The 18,235-nt window shown below is 59.2% G+C and carries 15 protein-coding genes; 10 read left to right on the top strand and 5 right to left on the bottom strand.

The window, feature by feature from the left end:
• The 3 genes from EGI20_RS02430 to EGI20_RS02440 form a co-directional block, all read left to right on the top strand.
• Positions 1 to 244 (top strand): hypothetical protein (locus EGI20_RS02430; RefSeq protein ID WP_498629344.1); only part of this gene is annotated, 244 nt, incomplete at its 5' end.
• A 212-nt stretch (positions 245 to 456) separates the two neighbouring features.
• Complete coding sequence (gene phbB / locus EGI20_RS02435) at positions 457 to 1,194, top strand: acetoacetyl-CoA reductase (protein ID WP_124733954.1); 738 nt, start codon at positions 457 to 459, stop codon at positions 1,192 to 1,194.
• Between the two features lie 105 nt (positions 1,195 to 1,299).
• On the top strand, positions 1,300 to 1,785 hold the full coding sequence (locus EGI20_RS02440; protein WP_498629346.1) for a GAF domain-containing protein: 486 nt from the start codon (positions 1,300 to 1,302) through the stop codon (positions 1,783 to 1,785).
• Positions 1,786 to 1,792: 7 nt separating this feature from the next.
• Here EGI20_RS02440 and EGI20_RS02445 read toward each other — a convergent pair whose 3' ends face one another.
• Entirely contained in the window at positions 1,793 to 2,848 is a 1,056-nt protein-coding gene (locus EGI20_RS02445) for a DNA-binding protein (protein ID WP_498629347.1), read from the bottom strand.
• A 254-nt stretch (positions 2,849 to 3,102) separates the two neighbouring features.
• Between EGI20_RS02445 and EGI20_RS02450 the strand changes: the two genes are divergently transcribed.
• The 3 genes from EGI20_RS02450 (at position 3,103) to blaOXA (ending at position 5,960) form a co-directional block, all read left to right on the top strand.
• The gene (locus tag EGI20_RS02450; RefSeq protein ID WP_498629348.1) at positions 3,103 to 4,599 is read left to right on the top strand and encodes a carboxypeptidase M32; all 1,497 of its coding nucleotides are present in this window, start codon (positions 3,103 to 3,105) and stop codon (positions 4,597 to 4,599) included.
• Positions 4,600 to 4,649: 50 nt separating this feature from the next.
• Positions 4,650 to 5,039, top strand: coding sequence for a glutaredoxin family protein (locus EGI20_RS02455; RefSeq protein ID WP_498629349.1), 390 nt, complete (start codon positions 4,650 to 4,652; stop codon positions 5,037 to 5,039).
• A gap of 132 nt (positions 5,040 to 5,171) precedes the next feature.
• Positions 5,172 to 5,960, top strand: a complete 789-nt coding sequence (gene blaOXA, locus EGI20_RS02460) for a class D beta-lactamase (protein ID WP_498629350.1) — start codon at positions 5,172 to 5,174, stop codon at positions 5,958 to 5,960.
• 67 nt (positions 5,961 to 6,027) lie between these two features.
• Here blaOXA and tldD read toward each other — a convergent pair whose 3' ends face one another.
• The 3 genes from tldD to EGI20_RS02475 are packed head-to-tail and all read right to left on the bottom strand — an operon-like array spanning position 6,028 to position 12,205.
• Positions 6,028 to 7,479, bottom strand: a complete 1,452-nt coding sequence (tldD, locus tag EGI20_RS02465; RefSeq protein WP_498629351.1) for a metalloprotease TldD — start codon at positions 7,477 to 7,479, stop codon at positions 6,028 to 6,030.
• 11 nt (positions 7,480 to 7,490) lie between these two features.
• On the bottom strand, positions 7,491 to 8,297 hold the full coding sequence (locus tag EGI20_RS02470; protein ID WP_498629353.1) for a carbon-nitrogen hydrolase family protein: 807 nt from the start codon (positions 8,295 to 8,297) through the stop codon (positions 7,491 to 7,493).
• A gap of 14 nt (positions 8,298 to 8,311) precedes the next feature.
• The gene (locus EGI20_RS02475) at positions 8,312 to 12,205 is read right to left on the bottom strand and encodes a YhdP family protein (RefSeq protein ID WP_498629354.1); all 3,894 of its coding nucleotides are present in this window, start codon (positions 12,203 to 12,205) and stop codon (positions 8,312 to 8,314) included.
• 28 nt (positions 12,206 to 12,233) lie between these two features.
• On the opposite strand from EGI20_RS02475, the gene glnE reads away from it, so the two are divergent.
• The 4 genes from glnE to EGI20_RS02495 all read left to right on the top strand — a co-directional run bounded on the left by glnE (position 12,234) and on the right by EGI20_RS02495 (position 16,866).
• The gene (glnE, locus tag EGI20_RS02480; protein WP_498629355.1) at positions 12,234 to 14,906 is read left to right on the top strand and encodes a bifunctional [glutamate--ammonia ligase]-adenylyl-L-tyrosine phosphorylase/[glutamate--ammonia-ligase] adenylyltransferase; all 2,673 of its coding nucleotides are present in this window, start codon (positions 12,234 to 12,236) and stop codon (positions 14,904 to 14,906) included.
• Positions 14,907 to 15,005: 99 nt separating this feature from the next.
• On the top strand, positions 15,006 to 15,206 hold the full coding sequence (locus EGI20_RS02485; protein ID WP_124733964.1) for a zinc-finger domain-containing protein: 201 nt from the start codon (positions 15,006 to 15,008) through the stop codon (positions 15,204 to 15,206).
• Between the two features lie 60 nt (positions 15,207 to 15,266).
• The gene (gene waaF, locus EGI20_RS02490) at positions 15,267 to 16,307 is read left to right on the top strand and encodes a lipopolysaccharide heptosyltransferase II (protein WP_498629356.1); all 1,041 of its coding nucleotides are present in this window, start codon (positions 15,267 to 15,269) and stop codon (positions 16,305 to 16,307) included.
• Positions 16,297 to 16,866 carry a TetR/AcrR family transcriptional regulator gene (locus EGI20_RS02495; protein WP_160797000.1) on the top strand — a complete coding sequence of 190 codons (570 nt, stop codon included), beginning with the start codon at positions 16,297 to 16,299 and terminating at the stop codon, positions 16,864 to 16,866. The genes waaF and EGI20_RS02495 overlap by 11 nt, the downstream gene beginning before the upstream one ends.
• 1 nt (position 16,867) lies before the next feature.
• On the opposite strand, the gene EGI20_RS02500 is transcribed toward EGI20_RS02495, so the two are convergent.
• A complete protein-coding gene (locus EGI20_RS02500; protein ID WP_498629357.1) occupies positions 16,868 to 18,232 on the bottom strand; it encodes an aspartate aminotransferase family protein in 1,365 nt (454 codons plus the stop codon).
• Positions 18,233 to 18,235: the final 3 nt, after the last annotated feature.

Genomic DNA, 18,235 nt, shown 5'->3' on the forward strand with positions numbered 1-18,235 from the left:
CATGGTCACAGAAGCGCGTGCCCGTGGTCTGGATGTGACGATGTACAGCGGGGTGTCTGATTCAGCCGATGCGTGGATGCCGGCAACGGATTTTGATGCCGATGACGCACATCATGCATCGCTATCGGGTTTTGACTATGTACCGGCTGCTGACGTTTTCGGTCACGCGCAGCCGGGGGCGCAGTTGCTCCCACGCAGTCAGGAGTCGGTCACGCATTTTGCCCCTGTTTTTTCTGCGCCTTGATGGGTTCGTATAATGTACATTATGTAAAATAACATACACCACGCAGCTAAAGTACAAACACGCCATATCCCACCCTGGTAGTCAGCATGATGTGCGCTTGTGCAACACTTTTTCGAGTGAATGCTCGGCGTCCTTGTTTTGCTTGTCTGTTTTCAGCATGCTGCAGTAATGCAATGCATGTACTTTGATAAAACAAAATAAAGGAGACAATCATGAACAAGCGTATTGCACTGGTCACTGGCGGTATGGGAGGCATCGGTTCGGCTATTTGCCGTGCCCTGGCCGATGCGGGACATACCGTTGTGACTACCTATAGCAAGCCCGGCAAGGAAAGCGCCTGGCTTGCCGACATGAAAAATGGCGGTTACGACTTTCACGCCTTCCAGTGTGATGTAACCGATTTTGATGCTTGCCAGGATTTGGTGGCAGCCATTACCGCTGAAATTGGTGCCATTGATGTGGTGGTCAATAATGCCGGGATTACCCGTGATGCTTCGTTCCGCAAAATGAGCAAGCAGGATTGGGATGCGGTGCTGCGTACCAATCTGGACTCGGTTTTCAATACGGCCAAGCCGACGGTTGATGGCATGATGGAGCGTGGCTGGGGTCGTATTATCAGTATTTCGTCCATTAACGGTCAGAAAGGCCAGTTTGGTCAAACCAACTATTGTTCGGCCAAGGCAGGCATGCATGGTTTTACCATGGCGCTAGCGCAAGAGGTTGCGCGTAAAGGTGTCACGGTTAATACGATTTCTCCGGGTTATATCGGTACCGATATGGTGATGGCGGTGCCTGAGGAGGTGCGTAGCAAGATCATTGCACAAATACCTGTGGGCCGTCTGGGTAAGCCTGAGGAAATTGCCAGTCTGGTCGCCTATCTCGCTTCCGACGCGGCCGCCTTCATTACCGGCGCTGATTTTGCCATCAATGGCGGACAGCACATGATGTAATGCCGGACAGTCCCGCTGCCAAGTGAATGCCCGCCCATGTGGCGGGTGTTCTTTTTTGCATGTTCCGGTTAGGCTGACCGTTTCGTAAATGTGCCGGGTGAAAAAATGTCATATCAAGTTGCCGTGTCTGGTGGTGATAAAGCTCAACGTTATGCGGAGTTATTGCCACAGTTGCAGGCTTTGATTGCCTCCGAACAGGATCAGATTGCCACGCTTGCTAATGTATCTGCAGCTTTAAATGCCTGTTTCGATTGGCTTTGGGTCGGTTTTTATCTGGTTAAGGGGCCGCAGTTGGTGCTTGGGCCATTTCAGGGACCAGTAGCGTGTACCCGCATTGGTTTTGGCAAAGGGGTATGTGGTGCAGCCTGGCAGCAAGGCCGCACCCTGCTGGTTCAGGATGTAGATTCTTTTCCTGGCCATATTGCATGCTCTTCGTTGGCCAGATCCGAAGTCGTAGTGCCGGTCTTTGATAGCCAAGGCGTGGTGAAGGCCGTTCTGGATATCGACTCAAGCCGGTTGGGCGAATATGACGAGGTTGATCGCGCCGCACTTGAGCAATTGGCCGCCTGGCTGACACCACTATTCGACTAAGGCGTAATTAGCCGATCAGCGCCTTGTGTAAATAGTCGTAGCGTTCAGCTTCGGTCAATAGACTCAGTGTCTCTCCTTGTGTAGTGACGAGCATGGTCAGGCGCGCGACGATGCGCTCTTCTTGTGCGGCGACCGCGCCATGGGCCTGGGCCAAATCGCCGGATAGTTGCAGCACCTTTTCGGATACGGCCCTGCCCTGCTCTTTTTCCGCCTGCAAAGCCGCTTCAAGTTCGTCGCGGCGCTCGGTCAGCCCTTCGAGTTTGGCCTTTATATGGCCTATCTCACGTTCGCGCCCAGCCAGGCGTTCTTGCCATAGGGCTTCTATTCTTGCTGTTTCCTGTCGTGCCTGTTGTGTTTCGTTTTCCTGTCGTTGCCTCTCCTGCTGCATTTGTTTGCGCTCTTCTTCTATCTGCTCATACAGCCTGATGCGCAAGCCCTCAAGGCGCTCATAAGCTAGCGCCTCGCGTTTTTCGGCTTCGGCTCTGACTTCTTGTAACTGTCGCTTGGTTTCTTCTTCTGCTTCGAGCAGCTTGGCGGTCATCTGCGTCTCGGTCGCAATAATTTTCGCCTCGGCGTGGCTTAGTTTTTCGGCAAGCTGTTTATACAGTTCTTGCTGCTGCTGCCTGGCCTGTGTTTCGGTCTGCAAGGCAGAAGCAGTTTCTGCCAGCCGCTTTTCTCCGAGTTCAAGTGCCTGTGCTTGCTCGGTGAGTAAGGTAAGCCTGTTTTCTGCTAGTTGCTGTGCGGTTTGCAATTGTGTCTGCAACTGTACACGCTCGGTCACGATTTCGGCACGCATGGCGTCCAGTGCATTTTCAGCGTGCTCGCAAGCTTGTTGCCAGACGACTTCAAACGCTTCTGATAGTGCCAAAGGCAAGTCCGGCCGCCGTGCCGAAGTGGCCATTTTCGCGAGGAACTCTTGCCGCCACAGTTTGAGGGTGTTGTTGATGGTGGTGTTGGAGCCGCTGCCTAATCGAGCCCTGACCTCGACCACGGTTGGCCAAATGCCTTCTGCCAGTAGTTCGAATGCTGCCGTGCGTATACGGGCGTAAATATCTTCAGCCATGGTTTGCTTTCGGTTGGTGTTTATGGCGGTATTTTACCATGTAAAATTATTACGTAATACATGAAATACAAAATCGTAAGACTATTATTTTTCCGATAATTATACTTATCGGAATTTTTTACTGGCCACAGATGAAAATTTGGACCCATACACAGGGCAAGGTAATTTTTAACCTAAGTCCTGGCCGATATAGGTCAAGACCCAGATAAAATCGCCCATACGCATCACGTGCACACACCTTTAACGGAGTTCTCATGTCCAACTCGTCTTATGCCGCGCTAGTGGCCAGCTTTACCCGGCTTTACCGTTACCAGCATCTGGCGGCGATGGTCGGCTGGGATCAGGCGGCCATGATGCCGGCCAAGGGCAACGAGGCACGTGGTGCAGCCATGGCCGAGTTGCAGGTCTTGATGCACCGCACGCTGACTGACCCTACTCTCAAAACGCTATTAAAAGGGGCCGAGACGGAAGCTGCCGATAACGCGACCCGCGCATCGCTGCGTGAAATGAAGCGGGTATGGCAGCAGGCCAACTTGCTGCCCGAGCGTCTGGTGGAGGCGTCCAGTCTCGCCGGCTCGCGTTGTGAGCACGGCTGGCGTACACAGCGTTCCGCGAACGACTGGGCAGGTTTTTTGCAAAACTTCCGTCCCGTCGTCGAATGCGCACGGGAAAAAGCGCAGCGTCTGGCTGATTCCAGTGGGCTGACGCCTTACGACGCGCTACTTGAGCAGTTCGAGCCTGGCATGCATAGCGCGCAACTCACACACATCTTCGGCGAGGTCAAAAGCTGGCTACCGGGCCTGATTCGTCAGGTGATGGACAAGCAGTCCGGTGAAGTCACGCTAAGCCCTGACGGTCCTTTTCCCGTCGCTGCCCAGCGCGCGCTGGGGCTGGAAATCATGGATTTGCTGGGTTTCGATTTTGACGCCGGCCGGCTGGACATTTCCCTGCATCCGTTTTGTGGCGGGGTGGCCGAGGATGTGCGCATTACCACGCGCTATCGTGAAGACGATTTTATGCAGAGCATGATGGGCATCGTGCACGAAACCGGTCACGCCTGTTACGAGCAGCACCTGCCCCGAGACTTGGTCCACCTTCCGGTCGGGCAGGCGCGCTCGATGGGGATACACGAAAGCCAGAGTCTGGCCTTTGAAATGCAACTGGGGCGCAGTCCGGCATTTCTCGAGCTGATCACGCCGCTGGTGAAAAAGCACCTGGGCGATCAGGCGGCGCTGGATAACGCCAACCTTGCCCGGCTCTATAGCCGGGTCAAACCCGGGCTGATCCGCGTCGATGCCGACGAGTTGACCTACCCCGCGCACATCATCCTGCGTTTCGAGATCGAGGCGGCGCTGATTGCCGGCGAAATCGAGGCAGAGGACATTCCGGCACTATGGGATGAAAAAATGCTGGCTGCGCTTGACCTGGACACGCGCGGCAACTATCGCGACGGCTGCTTGCAGGATATTCACTGGACCGACGGCAGTTTCGGTTACTTCCCCAGCTATACGCTGGGCGCGATGTACGCCGCACAGTATTTTGCCACCCTGCGCCGGGACACCCCCGAGCTGGAAACGCACATCCGCACCGGCAATCTGGCTCCGGTCACGGACTGGCTGGATCGCCACATCTGGCAACAGGGCAGCTTACTGGAAACGCCGGCGCTAATTCTGCAAGCTAGCGGCGAGGCGCTGAACCCGGCGTATCTGCGCGCACATCTGGAACAACGTTATCTGGCAGACAGCCAGTAAACCATTCGGGTAAACTGCCGGCCAAAGCATACATAAAAGAGAAACGCATCATGTTCATCAAGGCTTTACGTGTAGGGCTGGGGCAGCTGATTGTCGGCATCGACTTTCTGACCCGCCCACGCAAACTCAAACGCAGCGCGGCCGAGCAGGCCGATGTTGACGCCGCTACGGCGTCGCTCGCACTTTACCAGTTCCACGCCTGCCCGTTCTGCGTCAAGACGCGGCGCACCTTGCACCGGCTGAACCTGAATGTCGAGCTGCTCGATGCAAAAAACGATGCAACTGCGCGCTCGCGCCTGCAAAGTGAAGGCGGCAAGGTGCAGGTGCCGTGTTTACGTATAGAAGAAGGCGGAAAGACGCGCTGGCTGTATGAATCCAAAGCCATCATCGCCTATCTGGAACAGCGTTTTGATCCGGCTCTCGCCAAACAAACGGCCTGATCGCAGCGCGCCTGCCCATACTTGCGGGCAGGCGCTTGTTACACTACAGCACTGCCCCCCCCGCTTAAGCCTCATAGCATACCGGTTTTGTTTTAGCATCCTCTGCTACTTGTAACGTTCCGGTTTATATTGATGTCCCGATCCCTGCCCCTTGCCCTGTTTTGCATCAGCTTGTCAGCGCTACCGGCCCAGGCTGCCAGCTGTTTTCTGGTTCAGGATAGCCGGGGTAAAACCGTCAGCCGTCAGGGCGAATGCAGCACCCGCATGTCGCCCGCCTCCACTTTCAAGATTCCGTTAAGCCTGATGGGCTACGACAGCGGATTTTTGCGAACTGCGACGCTGCCTGCATTGCCTTACAACGGCAAGGACAGAGCCTTTTTGCCAGAGTGGGCGCAAACGACCACGCCCGCCCACTGGATGCGCTATTCGGTGGTGTGGTATTCGCAACGGCTGACGCAAAGTCTGGGGATGGATAAATTCCAGCGCTATGTCGATGCTTTTGCATACGGCAACCGCGATCTTGGCGGCAATCTAGGCAAGCATGATGGCCTGACCCAGTCATGGCTGGGTTCTTCGCTGGCCATCAGCCCCGACGAGCAGGCGGCCTTCCTCACCAGACTGGTCAAGCACGAACTGCCGGTGTCGGATGAAGCTTACCGCTACACGCGTGACATTCTCCGCTTGCCCGATATGGATGGCTGGCAGATTTATGGCAAGACAGGCAATGCCAGCCGGCTCTCGGCGCGTGGCGAAAAACTGCAGACCGGCTGGTTTGTCGGCTGGGCCAGCAAGGGCGGGCGCACGCTGGTCTTTGTGTCCAACCTCCATGACGAAGCGCCCAGCACCACATTCGCTTCGCAACGCGCCAAGGCCATCTTGCTGGAAAAACTGCCTGCGCTATTGCAACAAGCAACACACTAAGCACAGATAAAGAAAAGAGCCCGGACGTCCACATGCGTCCGGGCTCTTTGGCTGTTCCACCTGGCGGTTAGCTGCCAGTACCGCCTATGGTCAGCCCGCCATCTATACGCAGTGTTGGCTGGCCTACGCCTACCGGCACGCTCTGCCCTTCTTTGCCGCAGACGCCAACGCCGGTATCCAGCGCCAGGTCATGGCCTATCATGCTGACCTGGGTCAGTACATCGGGGCCATTGCCGATCAGCGTTGCGCCCTTGACCGGGTAAGCGAGTTTTCCGTTTTCGATTTTCCATGCTTCGGACGCGGAAAACACGAATTTGCCGCTGGTGATGTCGACCTGGCCACCACCGAAATTTACCGCATACAGACCATCCTTGACCGAGGCGATGATCTCTTCCGGATCATGCTGGCCGGCCAGCATGTAAGTGTTGGTCATGCGCGGCATCGGGATATGGGCGTAGGATTCGCGCCGGCCGTTGCCGGTGGCCGCCATCCCCATCAGGCGCGCATTCATCGCGTCCTGCATATAGCCCTTGAGTATGCCGTCTTTGATCAGGGTGGTGCATTGTGTCAGCTCTCCCTCATCATCGACCGATAGCGAACCGCGACGTCCGGCAAGCGTGCCATCGTCGACAATGGTCACGCCTTTGGCGGCGACCCGCTCGCCTATGCGCCCGGAGAAAGCCGACGTGCCCTTGCGGTTAAAGTCGCCCTCAAGGCCGTGACCGATGGCTTCATGCAGCAAGACACCGGGCCAGCCTGCGCCCAGCACCACAGTCATCTGGCCTGCCGGTGCCGCCTGCGCTTTCAGATTGGTGGTGGCTTCTTTGACCGCGCGTTCGACATAGCCGGTCACGATCTCGTCGGTAAAGTAGGTCAGATCGAAGCGCCCGCCGCCACCGGCGCCGGCCTGCTCGCGCCGGCCGTTTTCTTCGACAATCACCATCACCGATACGCGGCACAAGGGGCGCACATCGGCGGCACGCACGCCATCGGCACGGGCAAGATAGATCACATCGTATTCGGAGGCGACGCTGGCCATCACCTGGATAATGCGCGGGTCGCGGGCGCGGGCGATGCGCTCGATGCGGTGCAGCAACTCGACCTTGGCCGCCGCTTCCAGACTGTGGCAAGGGTCGATAGCGGGATAAAGCGCCGCGCCTGTCGTGATGCGCGGCGTTTCAACCTTGATTTGCCCTTCCCCGCCGCCCGCACCGATGGCGCGTACGGTGTCGGCGGCGCGCGCAAGGGACGCCGCGCTGATTTCGTCGGCATAAGCGAAGGCGGTCTTTTCGCCGGAGACGGCACGTACTCCGACCCCTTGGTCGATGCTGAAACTGCCGGCCTTGACGATGCCTTCTTCCAGACTCCACGCCTCGTTGCGGGTGTACTGAAAATACAGGTCGGCATAGTCGACGCCATGGCCTTGCATGCGGCCGAAAGTGGCGTCCAGCACAGATTCGCTGATCCCGCCCGGGGATAGCAGCAGCGTATCGGCTGCCTGATGGGTTGTTTGGTTCATTGTGTTCACTCTCAGGCTAATGTGCGGTGCGCCAGCGCCGGCAAACGGCTGCGCACCGACTGGATCAGTTTGGGGTCGAGATCGGCCAGTACCAGGCCCTCGCCTTCGGGCAGCTCGGCCAGAATGCGCCCCCACGGGTCGATAATCATGCTGTGGCCATGGGTGCGCCGGCCATTTTCATGCAGCCCGCCCTGGGCGGATGCAAGCAGATAACACTGGTTCTCGATGGCACGCGCACGCAGCAGGGTTTCCCAATGCGCTTCGCCGGTGATGGCGGTAAATGCAGCAGGCAGCAGCAAGAGATCAAATGGCGCCAGCATGCGAAACTGCTCGGGAAAACGCAGATCGTAACAGATACCGAAAGCGACGTCGGCCAGAGGCGTGGCCACTTTAAGCGGCTGGCTGCCCGGCGCGATGGTATCGGCCTCGGCATAGCGCTCGCCAAGGCCGGAAAAGCCGAACAGATGAATCTTGTCGTAACGCGCCACCTGCACTCCATCGGGGTTGAACAGCAGGCAACTGTTGTACACCTTGTCAGGATCCGGACATTGCAAGGGCAGCGTGCCGGCACATAGCCACACGCTATTGTCGCGCGCCATGCGCGCCAAGACATCCTGCAGGGGGCCGTTACCGGCTTGTTCGGCCAGCGCAAGCTTGTCGCGCTCGTTTTGCCCCATCAGACAGAAGTATTCGGGCAACACCACCAAAGCCGCGCCAGCGGCAGCTGCCTCCTGTACCCAGTGGCGGGCACGGTCAAGGTTGGCGGCAACCGAGGTGCCGGACACCATTTGTACGGCGGCTGCACGGAATGTTTGCAAAGCGCGGATCCTTGTCACGGGTTAGGGTTAGGAGCGTTCGGCTTACGCAGCGGCGTCTGCATCCGTTTGACTACCGGGTCATTCAGCGAACCTTTGACGCTATAGCTGAATGAAAACAAGCGGCCTATCGGGTTGCCAAGCGCCGTTTCGGCGGCCAGCGTCGCCAGGCCGACCACCGGGTTAAGCATGACGGCACCGGCAGCCAGTGCCACGCCTTGCGACAGCTTGGGCGTGACCGTGACCTCCAGCGACTGGCTATCCCGCGGCAGATCCACCTGCCCCGATAGCAAGATCTTGGCTGCCGTACTGTCCAGATTGATGGCGCTGCTCTCGAAAATACCGTTGATCACGGCCACATTGCCATGGATGCGGTCAAAGGCGAAGCCTTTGCCGAATACCGATGCAAAATCCAGCTGCAATAAGCGCCCGACAGATTGCAGCGACAAAACGCTTAGCAGTCGCGCCGCTTGCGAGTCGACACTGGCAAAACGGCCGTCTTTCACGTCGAGGCTAAGCGAGCCGGATATTTTTTCTTCGTTAAACTGAGTCAGCATGCCCGGCCAAGACAGCGCCCCGCTTAAAGAGCCAGATCCGCCCAGGATCGCGCCGGGAAAACCGAAACGGCCAAGGAATGCACCCAGATTGCCGGAATTAAACGCCAGCCTGATGGCGGTGCGCGAACCGCCCAGCGCATCCACCCCGCTGATCTGCAAGCTGCCATCAACCGAGGTGAGCGCAACTTTGTCTAGTTGCCAAAATCCCTTGCCGCTATTGATTTCTGCCGTCAGACGCCCCAGGTCCCGTGCGCGGTACTGCAAACTTGCGGCATCCAGGTTGATATGCATGCCACGGGGCGCGCTGTTCGCCTGGGGAGTAGCCAGCGTTGAAGACGGCGCTGGCACGACTTCGGGCAGCGGCAATTTGAGATATTCCAGCTGTGCATTTACGGTGCGCGCATCCGGCAAATAGCTGGCCGAACCGGCAAGATAACGGTTTTGCACACTCGCCCGGGCCATTTTTCCGTTGGCCTGCCCGTTAAGGGCCACCTCTCCCCATGGCCGTCCGGCCAGCATCAGCTGCGGTGTACTCAGGCTAAAAAACAGGGGCCAGGGCGGCATGTGGGCGGATGCGGCGCCGGGGCTGGCCTGTGGCCCTGCCAGTGCTGCCAGCCATTGATCCGCATCCAGTTGTGCAGCAGATAGCGCCAGAGCCAGACCCTGCGCCGGCAAGGCCGGCGCTTTAGTGCCGACGCCGACACTGGCCGTTTGCAAGTTTCCATCGCGGGTCAGTAGAACCCGACCCGAGGCATGGCCAGTCAGCGTCCAGTCTATTTGCGCGCCTTTGCCTTGCATGCCTGGCTTCAGCGCAAGGCTGAGCGGCCAACGCTCCAGCGTTGTTTTATGCGCCGGTGCCGGAGCCTGTATTTCGGAGCCTGTCAGCGAGCTATTAACCTGCAGCCCCAGGAAATCACCATTTTGCAGACTGAAAGCGATGTCCAGCGGGGTGACACCACGGGCAAAGGGTGCCAGCACCGGCAGATAAAAGTCCAGCACCCGGCGGATGTCGGCATCGCCTTGCAAGTTAAAGCGCGACAAACCCTGCTTGCTGGTATCGCCTTGCAGGCGCATGCGCTGCCCCAGAACCGACAGCGCCAGGCCCGATGTAGACGCACCGTACTCGCTAAACAGCAAGGTGCCGTTGACCGTATCCAGTGCAGGTATGGGCAAACTGGTAAAGCGCAAAGGATTGCCATTGAAAGCCAGTTTCCCCGCAACCGTTGTTTTTTCCGGGGTATCCAGCGGCACACGGATTTTAAGCCCCAGGCTGGCCGGTCCGCCAGCCTTGATGTCGCTAAGAAAACCATCCAGATAGCCATTAACCGGGCTGGCCTTGCTGTAGTCGAGCATGGTCTGCAGCGGCGCACTGACCTGCCCGTCTATATCGACGGCGGCAGGCACGCTATACAAATCCTTCAACTCGACTTTGACCTGCGACAGGCGCGCGCCTTGGGTCACGGCATCATCTGCCGTGACGCGAACCCCGTCGTTACTCAACACCAGCTTGCCATTGATGGCCGAAATTTCCGGCCAGTCCGGTGCAAAGCGCAAGGCGGCCTGCTTCAGGCTGGCGTCCAGGTCAAAACTGCCGCCCTTGCCATAGGGGAAGGGAAAAGCACGCAGATCACCTTTTAGCATGGCTTTGACTTCGCGCCCTGTGCCTGCACTTAAAGAGGTCTGTAGCCACGACAGCGTTTCTTTGCCCAAGCTGTCCGGCAAATAGCGCACTACGCGCACCAGCGGCACTTCAGGCACGGCCGCTTTCAAGTCGGCAAGCAGTGCACCATCGGGGTGAATCTGCAGCGTGCCATCCACTTGACCACTAAAGTCTTCCGTGGCCAGATCAAACGCCGGCAGGGTGACTTGCCAGAATCCCTTGGCCGTACGTGCCCATGTCAGCGTGCCCTTGGCCTGTTTCAGTTGCCATGGATAGGCAAACAGCTCGGGTGCGTCAATCTTGACCCCTTTGCCATTGAGCGTGAGCTCACCTCCGGCCTCACTCAAGGCCACTTTCCCGGCAAAGCCGCCGGCGACACCGGGAAAAGCACCGAAAGTATGCCAGCCCAGATTGTCGAACTGTCCGCTGGCATGGAAGCCCGAAGGTTTTTCTACGCGGCCTTGCCAGCTGGCCGACACATCATTCAACACCCCATGCAGCGCCGCCTCGCGCCATGGCTTTTCCGGCATCAGGCCGGCGGCAATCAAAATGGGCAGCAAGGGCGCAAGGTCGGTGCGGCTGACGCTGACCTTGCCGCCACCCTGATCCGACCAGCTCGCCTCGATACGGCTATCGCTAAACAGCGCGCCTTTTTGCGTCTGCAAAAACAGCTTGTCGGCAAAAAGCCGGTTATTGCCATCGCCCTCGCGCTGATATTTCACCCGCCCGGCGATACGCGGTAAGGCCAGCGGTGTGGCGGCACGCTCGGCGAGTTCTGCCTGTTCGACCAGGCCTTCGGCTTCCAGCGTATCGATATGCCCGCCGGAGAAAGTCAGTGCGGCATTGAAGTTGGCCTTGCCCTTGGGCAGCAAGGCCGTCTTGGGTGCGTAGCGCTCCCACCAGGCAAAAGCGCCATCACGCGCCATCATCGTGGCCTTGCCCTGCCATGAGCGCCAGGCTTTGATATCGTCGCCGCTCCAGTCGGCGCTTACACGGAAACTACCGAGAAAGCGGCTGTCCGGCCGGCCGTCCAGTACCAGGCGATGGCCGAACAGGCCACGGCTAAGAGCCAGATTGGCATCTTTGATCGTGAGCGGTGCCACATCGACCAGCTCATCGCGCCATCTGAGTTCGGTACGGTTGATGGCAATTTCAGGCTGGGTCAGCAGCCAGTTGGCAAGTTCCCCGTCACTATGGCTGCTATCCCCTTGCGACAAATCAAAGCCGTTTAACAGGATGTGGCCGTTGCTCTGGCGCAACAGGCTAAGCTTGACGCCGCTGACACGAATCTGGGAGAAACGCAGTGAGCCTTGCCATAGCGAGGACCAGGATGGCGTCAGCGTGACCTGCTCAAGGCTCAGCGCATGCCCAACGGGGTTGGCAATGGTAAAGCCACTGAGTGTGACGGTCGGGGTCAGAGCCTGCCATTGGGTCGCCAGGCCTTTGATTGAGACTTGACGCCCGATCAGGCGCGAGGCTTCACGCGCCAAATCATCGCGTACCGTGGGCAAGTTGGGTTTAAGCCAGAACTGCCAGGCCAGCACCAAAGCAACGAGTATCAGCAGCCATAGGGCAAAAACAGCCGCAAGAATGCGGCCCGCCCACACCAGCGTGCGCCGAACCGGAATGCCCCCTAGACGCAGAAGCCAGTGTTTGCCCGTTTCGGGCTGGGGAGGGGTAGAATTATCTTTCACGATCTTGTCATCGTTTGGAACCCGTATTATGCCAGTTACTGACATTGCCTATGCACGCTCTTTTAGCTTTTATCTGGAGCGCCTGTTTCAGGCTAGACCGCAAAGGCTGGAAGAGCTTGCCTTACACCAGCATCTGCCCTTTGATTTGGCCCAGATGCAGGCCTTTGCCGATTGGGACACTCTGATCGAGCCGGACGCTCTGATGCCTGCGCTGCGCCATTTACGCCAGGCGGTGATGGCGCGGCTGATCTGCCGCGACCTGGCAGGACACGCGCCATTGGAAGAAGTCGTCTCCACCATCAGCACACTGGCCGAGTTTGCCGTGCAGCGCGGTCTGATCGCTGCGCGTCACTCTCTCGCGCCTTTCGGTGAGGCCATTGGCGAGGAAAGTGGCGAGGTGCAGGAGTTGATCGTGATCGCCATGGGCAAGCTCGGCGGCAAGGAGCTGAATGTCTCGTCCGATATCGACCTGATCTTTGTCTATCCGGAAGACGGCGACACCAATGGCGCGCGCAGCCTGTCCAATCATGAGTACTTTACCCGCCTGGGTAAGCAGCTGATCCGCATCATCAGCGAGCCTGGCGCCGATGGCCTGGTGTTTCGCGTCGATATGCGCCTGCGTCCTTACGGCGACTCCGGTCCTCTGGTCATGAGCTTTGCCGCGCTGGAAAACTACCTGCTGACCCAGGGGCGCGAATGGGAACGCTATGCCTGGATCAAGGCGCGGGCCCTCAGTGGCGATGCCGCTGCCCTTTGGGATCTGGTGCGCCCTTTTGTTTACCGCAAATATCTCGATTACGGCGCCTATGGCGCCATGCGCGAGCTGCATGCCCAGATACGGCGCGAAGTGGCACGGCGCGATATGGCGGCAAATATCAAGCTGGGCCCCGGCGGCATCCGCGAAGTCGAGTTCATTGCCCAGGTCTTTCAGCTGATACGGGGCGGGCGGGAAAAGAGCCTGCAACTGCGCGGCACCCGTGCGACGCTGGGGCAGCTCAAAGCGCTGCATCTGATGGAGGATGGCGCCATTGACGAGCTGCAACAGGCTTATGCCTTTTTGCGCAAGCTTGAACACCACTTGCAATACACAGACGATCAGCAGACACAAACCCTGCCTACCAGTGACGAAGCGTGTGCCAGCCTCGCCCACAGCATGGGCTTTAAAGACTGGCCTGCCTTTATGAATGCGCTCAATCTCGAGCGCCGCCATGTCACCCGCCATTTCGAGCAAGTATTTTTCCTGCCGGCCGAGGATACGCAAATCCATCCGCTGGCCGATTTGTGGCGCGACATTCTGGAACCGTCCAGCCATAGCGCCGAACGGCTGGCCGCGCTGGGTTATACCGAAGCGGATGCGGTGGCGCGCCAACTGGCTGCCATTGCCTCCAGTCAGCGTTATTTGCAGATGCCCGAGCGCAGCCAGCGCAAGTTCAATGCGCTGATACCGCCTTTGATCGAAGTGGCCAGCCATCAAACTGGGCCAGACGCGACCCTGAGCCGCATTCTGGCGCTACTTGAAGCCATCAGCCGGCGCGCATCCTACCTTGCGCTATTAAGCGAATACCCGCAGACGCTGCAACGATTGGCTACGCTGTGTTCGGCCAGCGCATGGGTGTCGGCCTATCTGACGCGCCACCCTATTTTGCTGGATGAGTTGCTGGACGCGCGCGTGCTGTATGCCACCCCCGACTGGCCGCAACTGGCGGTGCAGCTGGAAAGCCAGCTTGCAGCATGCGAGGGCGACGCCGAAGGCAAGATGGATGCCTTGCGCCATTTCCAGCATGCACAGGTATTCCGTCTGGTGGCGCAGGACATTGCCGGCATGTGGACACTGGAAGCCTTGTCGGATGAGCTGTCACGTCTGGCCGACCTGGTCTTGGCGGCCACCTTGCGTCATGCCTGGCTGGATATCGCCAAACGCCACACCGAGACTCCGCGCTTTGCCATCATCGGCTACGGCAAGCTGGGCGGAAAAGAACTGGGCTATGTCTCCGATCTCGACATTATTTTCCTCTACGAGGACGAACACCCGGACGCGCCCGAACTGTATGCGCGCCTGGCGCGCAAGATGTCGACCTGGCTGACCAGTACCACCAGCGCCGGCGTGCTGTACGACATTGATTTGCGGCTGCGTCCCAATGGCCAGAGTGGCCTCCTGGTGAGTACCGTGTCGGCCTTTGCCAGCTACCAGACTCAGCAAGCCTGGGTATGGGAGCATCAGGCGCTGACCCGGGCGCGCTTTGTGGCCGGCGATGCCACGATTGGCGAAGCATTCGACACCATACGGCGCGATGTATTGATGCAAAAACGCGATCTTGCCGTGCTGAAGCAGGAAGTGGTGGACATGCGTCAGCGCATGCTGGAGACCCACCCTGCGCGCGAAGAAGATATCAAGCATGCGCGCGGCGGCATCATCGACGCCGAATTCATTATCCAGGCGCTGATTCTGGGCCATGCCCACGCCTTGCCCGCGCTCACAGCCAATACCGGCACCATTGCGCTATTGGCCGTGGCGGCCGAAGCCGGGTTGATTGATCCGACGCTGGCACGCAAGGCGCAGGATGCCTACCGCCATTACCGCCGCCTGCAACACGCCGCACGGCTCAACGACAAGGGCGGCGTACCCTTGAGTGCCGAATTGCTAAGCGACTATCAGGCTGTGCGCACCCTGTGGCAAGCCGTATTCGGCCAGACCATCTGAAACAGCAAGCGGCCTGAAACGCCGCCTTTTGGCTTGCACGTGCATTGCACGGTATACTCGCCGCAACAAGACAAACAACACTGAAGAAGAAGCCCTGCTATGGAACTGACAGAAAATACCCGCCGCGTGATTGAAGTGACTGCGACCGACCTGCCGCTGGCATGCCCCATGCCCGATATGGTGAAGTGGAATTCACATCCGCGCGTCTTTTTGCCCATCGTCAAAAACGGCGGTGAAGCCTTGTGCCCTTACTGCGGCACCCATTACCAACTGACAGGCCCGGTCAGCGCCCATCACTAAGCCTGTTTACCGGCCTGATCCTCAAGGTGCGTCCGGCGCACCTTTTTTGCTTACCCGAACATGAAAAAAATTCTGGTCATCGGCCCCTCGTGGGTTGGCGACGGTGTGATGGCCCAGCCACTTTATCGCCGTCTGCTTGAACGCAACCCTGGTGCCGAGGTGCATGTTTTCGCCCCGGCCTGGACACTGCCGCTACTGGCGCGTATGCCCGAGGTCAGCCGCGCTCACCTGAACCCCTTCGGTCACGGACAGTTGCAACTGGGTGAGCGCTGGCGCACGGCGCGGGCTTTGGCGCGGGAAAAATTCGACCAGGCGGTGATTCTGCCCGGCTCGCTCAAGTCTGCCCTGATCCCCTTTATGGCCGGCATTCCCCTGCGCACCGGCTTTACCGGTGAAATGCGCTATGGTCTGGTCAACGACAGGCGCGAACTGGACGAAAAAGCCCTGCCGATGATGATAGAGCGCTTTTGCGCGCTCGCTGAAGCGCCCGGTGTCGCCCCAGCCTTGCCAATTGCCCACCCCAAGCTTTGCGTCAACCGGGATGCAGGGCAAGCGACGGCAACGCGACTGGGGCTGGACTTGTCACGTCCGGTAGTGGTGATGTGCCCCGGCGCCGAATACGGCCCGGCCAAACGCTGGCCGGCCCGCCATTTTGCCGCCCTGTCGCGCGCCTTTGCCGATGCTGGCTGGAATGTCTGGCTGTTCGGCTCGAACAAGGATGCCGAAATCGGCCAGGCCATCAGCGAGCAAGCCGGCGGCAGCGCCATCAATCTGTGCGGGGCGACCAATCTGGAAGAAGCCATCGACTTGATGGGCTTCGCTTCGCTTGCCGTGTGCAACGACTCGGGGCTGATGCATATTGCTGCCGCGCTGGAGTTGCCGCTGGTGGCGCTGTATGGCTCGTCCAGCCCCGGCTTCACCCCGCCCTTGTCCGACAAGTCGGCGATTGTCTCGCTCAATCTGGATTGCAGCCCCTGCTTCGAACGCGTCTGCCCCTTGCGGCACACCGACTGTCTGGAAAAAATGCAGCCGGAGCGGGTCTGGCAGGCGGCACAAACCCTGTTGCAACGCTTTACGCCGGAGCACAGGCATGAGTCTTGAACCCAATAGCCGGCGCATGGAACTGGTGCGCATTGCCGCGCGCCTGTTTCGCGACCATGGTTACGAGCGTAGCACGGTGCGCGACATTGCCACCGCCGCCGGCATGCAGTCCGGCAGCCTGTTTTATCACTTTCGCAATAAAGAAGAGATTCTGGTGGCGGTGATGGCGCTGGGCATCAGCAGTACCACCGAGCAACTGGGCGAGGCGCTGGCGCAAGCCGGCAATGTCGAACAACGCCTTGCAGCGCTGTTTCATGTCCACCTGCATTCCTTGCTCGGTGAAAACCAGGCGGCGCTGGAAGTGATGTTGTACGAGTGGCGCAGCGTATCCGAAGCGGCCCGCCCGGGTCTGGTGGTCTTGCGCGACCGCTACGAAGCCCTGTGGCAGCAAGTGCTGGATGAGGCGGCTGCGGCCGGACTGGTCAAAGCCAATACCCGCTTGCTGCGCCGAACCTTGCTGGGCAGCCTGCACTGGAGCGTGCAGTGGTACCGCAAAGAAGGCAGCTTGTCGGTTGCCGAACTGGCGGACGAGATCATGGCGCTGGCGCTGCGCGATTGAGTCAGCCTTTCAGTTGTGCCAGCAAGCTGTCAAACACATCGACAAAACGCGCGATATTGGCCTCTGTCGTCTCCGGGCACACCAGCATCATGTTGTGAAAAGGCGTAATCAGCAGGCCGCGATTCAGCAAGTAAAGATGGACAATGTGCTCCAGTTCGCCATCCAGAATCGTCTCGGCCTCGCTGCCGTTTTGTGGCGGGCGCGGACAGAACTGAAACTCGGTGCGCGCGCCGATGCGCGTCACGCACCATGGCAAATCATGGCGGGCAATCGCCGCACGCAAGCCCCCCTCCAGCGCCTGGGCCAGACGGAACATATGCGCGTAAGCTGCATCTGTCATCACCTGCTCAAGGTTGGCACGCATGGCCGCGAGCGCCAGCATATTGGCCGTCAGCGTGGTGCCTATGCCCGAGTGCCCGGGCGGGGCTGCGCGTTTGGCGGCTTCGGCTTTAGCTGCCGTATCGGCAGAAAAGCCGTATACCGCGCAAGGTACGCCCCCGGCCACCGGCTTGCCGACCACCAGCATATCGGCCGGCACGCCTTCGGCTACGGCATAGCCGCCGGGGCCGGAGCTGATGGTGTGGGTCTCGTCCATCAGCAATAAAGCGCCATGGCGACGGATAATGTCGCTGGCCGCTTTCCAGAAGCCGGGCTTGGGCAGCACCATGCCGATATTGGTCATTGCCGGCTCGGCCAGCACACAGGCGACATCGCCATACGCAAGCGCCGACTCCAGCGCGGCCAGATCATTGAATTCGACCACGCGGGTGTGGCAGGTCAGATCGTAGACCTGGCCCAAGAGGCTGGCCCGCTGCACAGGAAGGCCATCTTTCAGGTCGACAAATACATCATCGACCGTACCGTGGTAGCAACCATTGAATACCAGAATCTTGTCGCGGCCGGTGATGGCGCGCGCCCAGCGGATGGCGTAGCGGTTGGCATCGCTGGCGCTTAGCGCGAACTGCCATTTGTCCATACCAAAGCGCCGGCTCAGTTCGCTTGCCACCCAGGTGGCATCGGCCGAGGGCAGCATGGTGGTAAAGCCCTTGACGCACTGCGCGGCCACCGCGTCGGCGACCGCCTGCGGGGCGTGGCCGAACATGGCACCTGTGTCGCCCAGACAGAAGTCGGTATAGCTAAAGCCGTCCACATCGCGGATAGACGCGCCCTTGGCCGATTCGACATAAAGCGCGAACGGTGTCGACCAGTCATCCATCCAGTGCAGTGGCACGCCGAACAGGAGATGTTCGGCCGATTGCTGTGACAGCGCGCGCGAGCGCGGGCGGCGGGCGGCAAAGTCGGTGCGTTCACGCTGATATAAAGCCTGCGCCCGTGCCCAGTTCACGCCGTAACGGATAGCTTGCATTGC

The sequence above is a fragment of the Aquitalea sp. S1-19 genome (assembly GCF_024343515.1).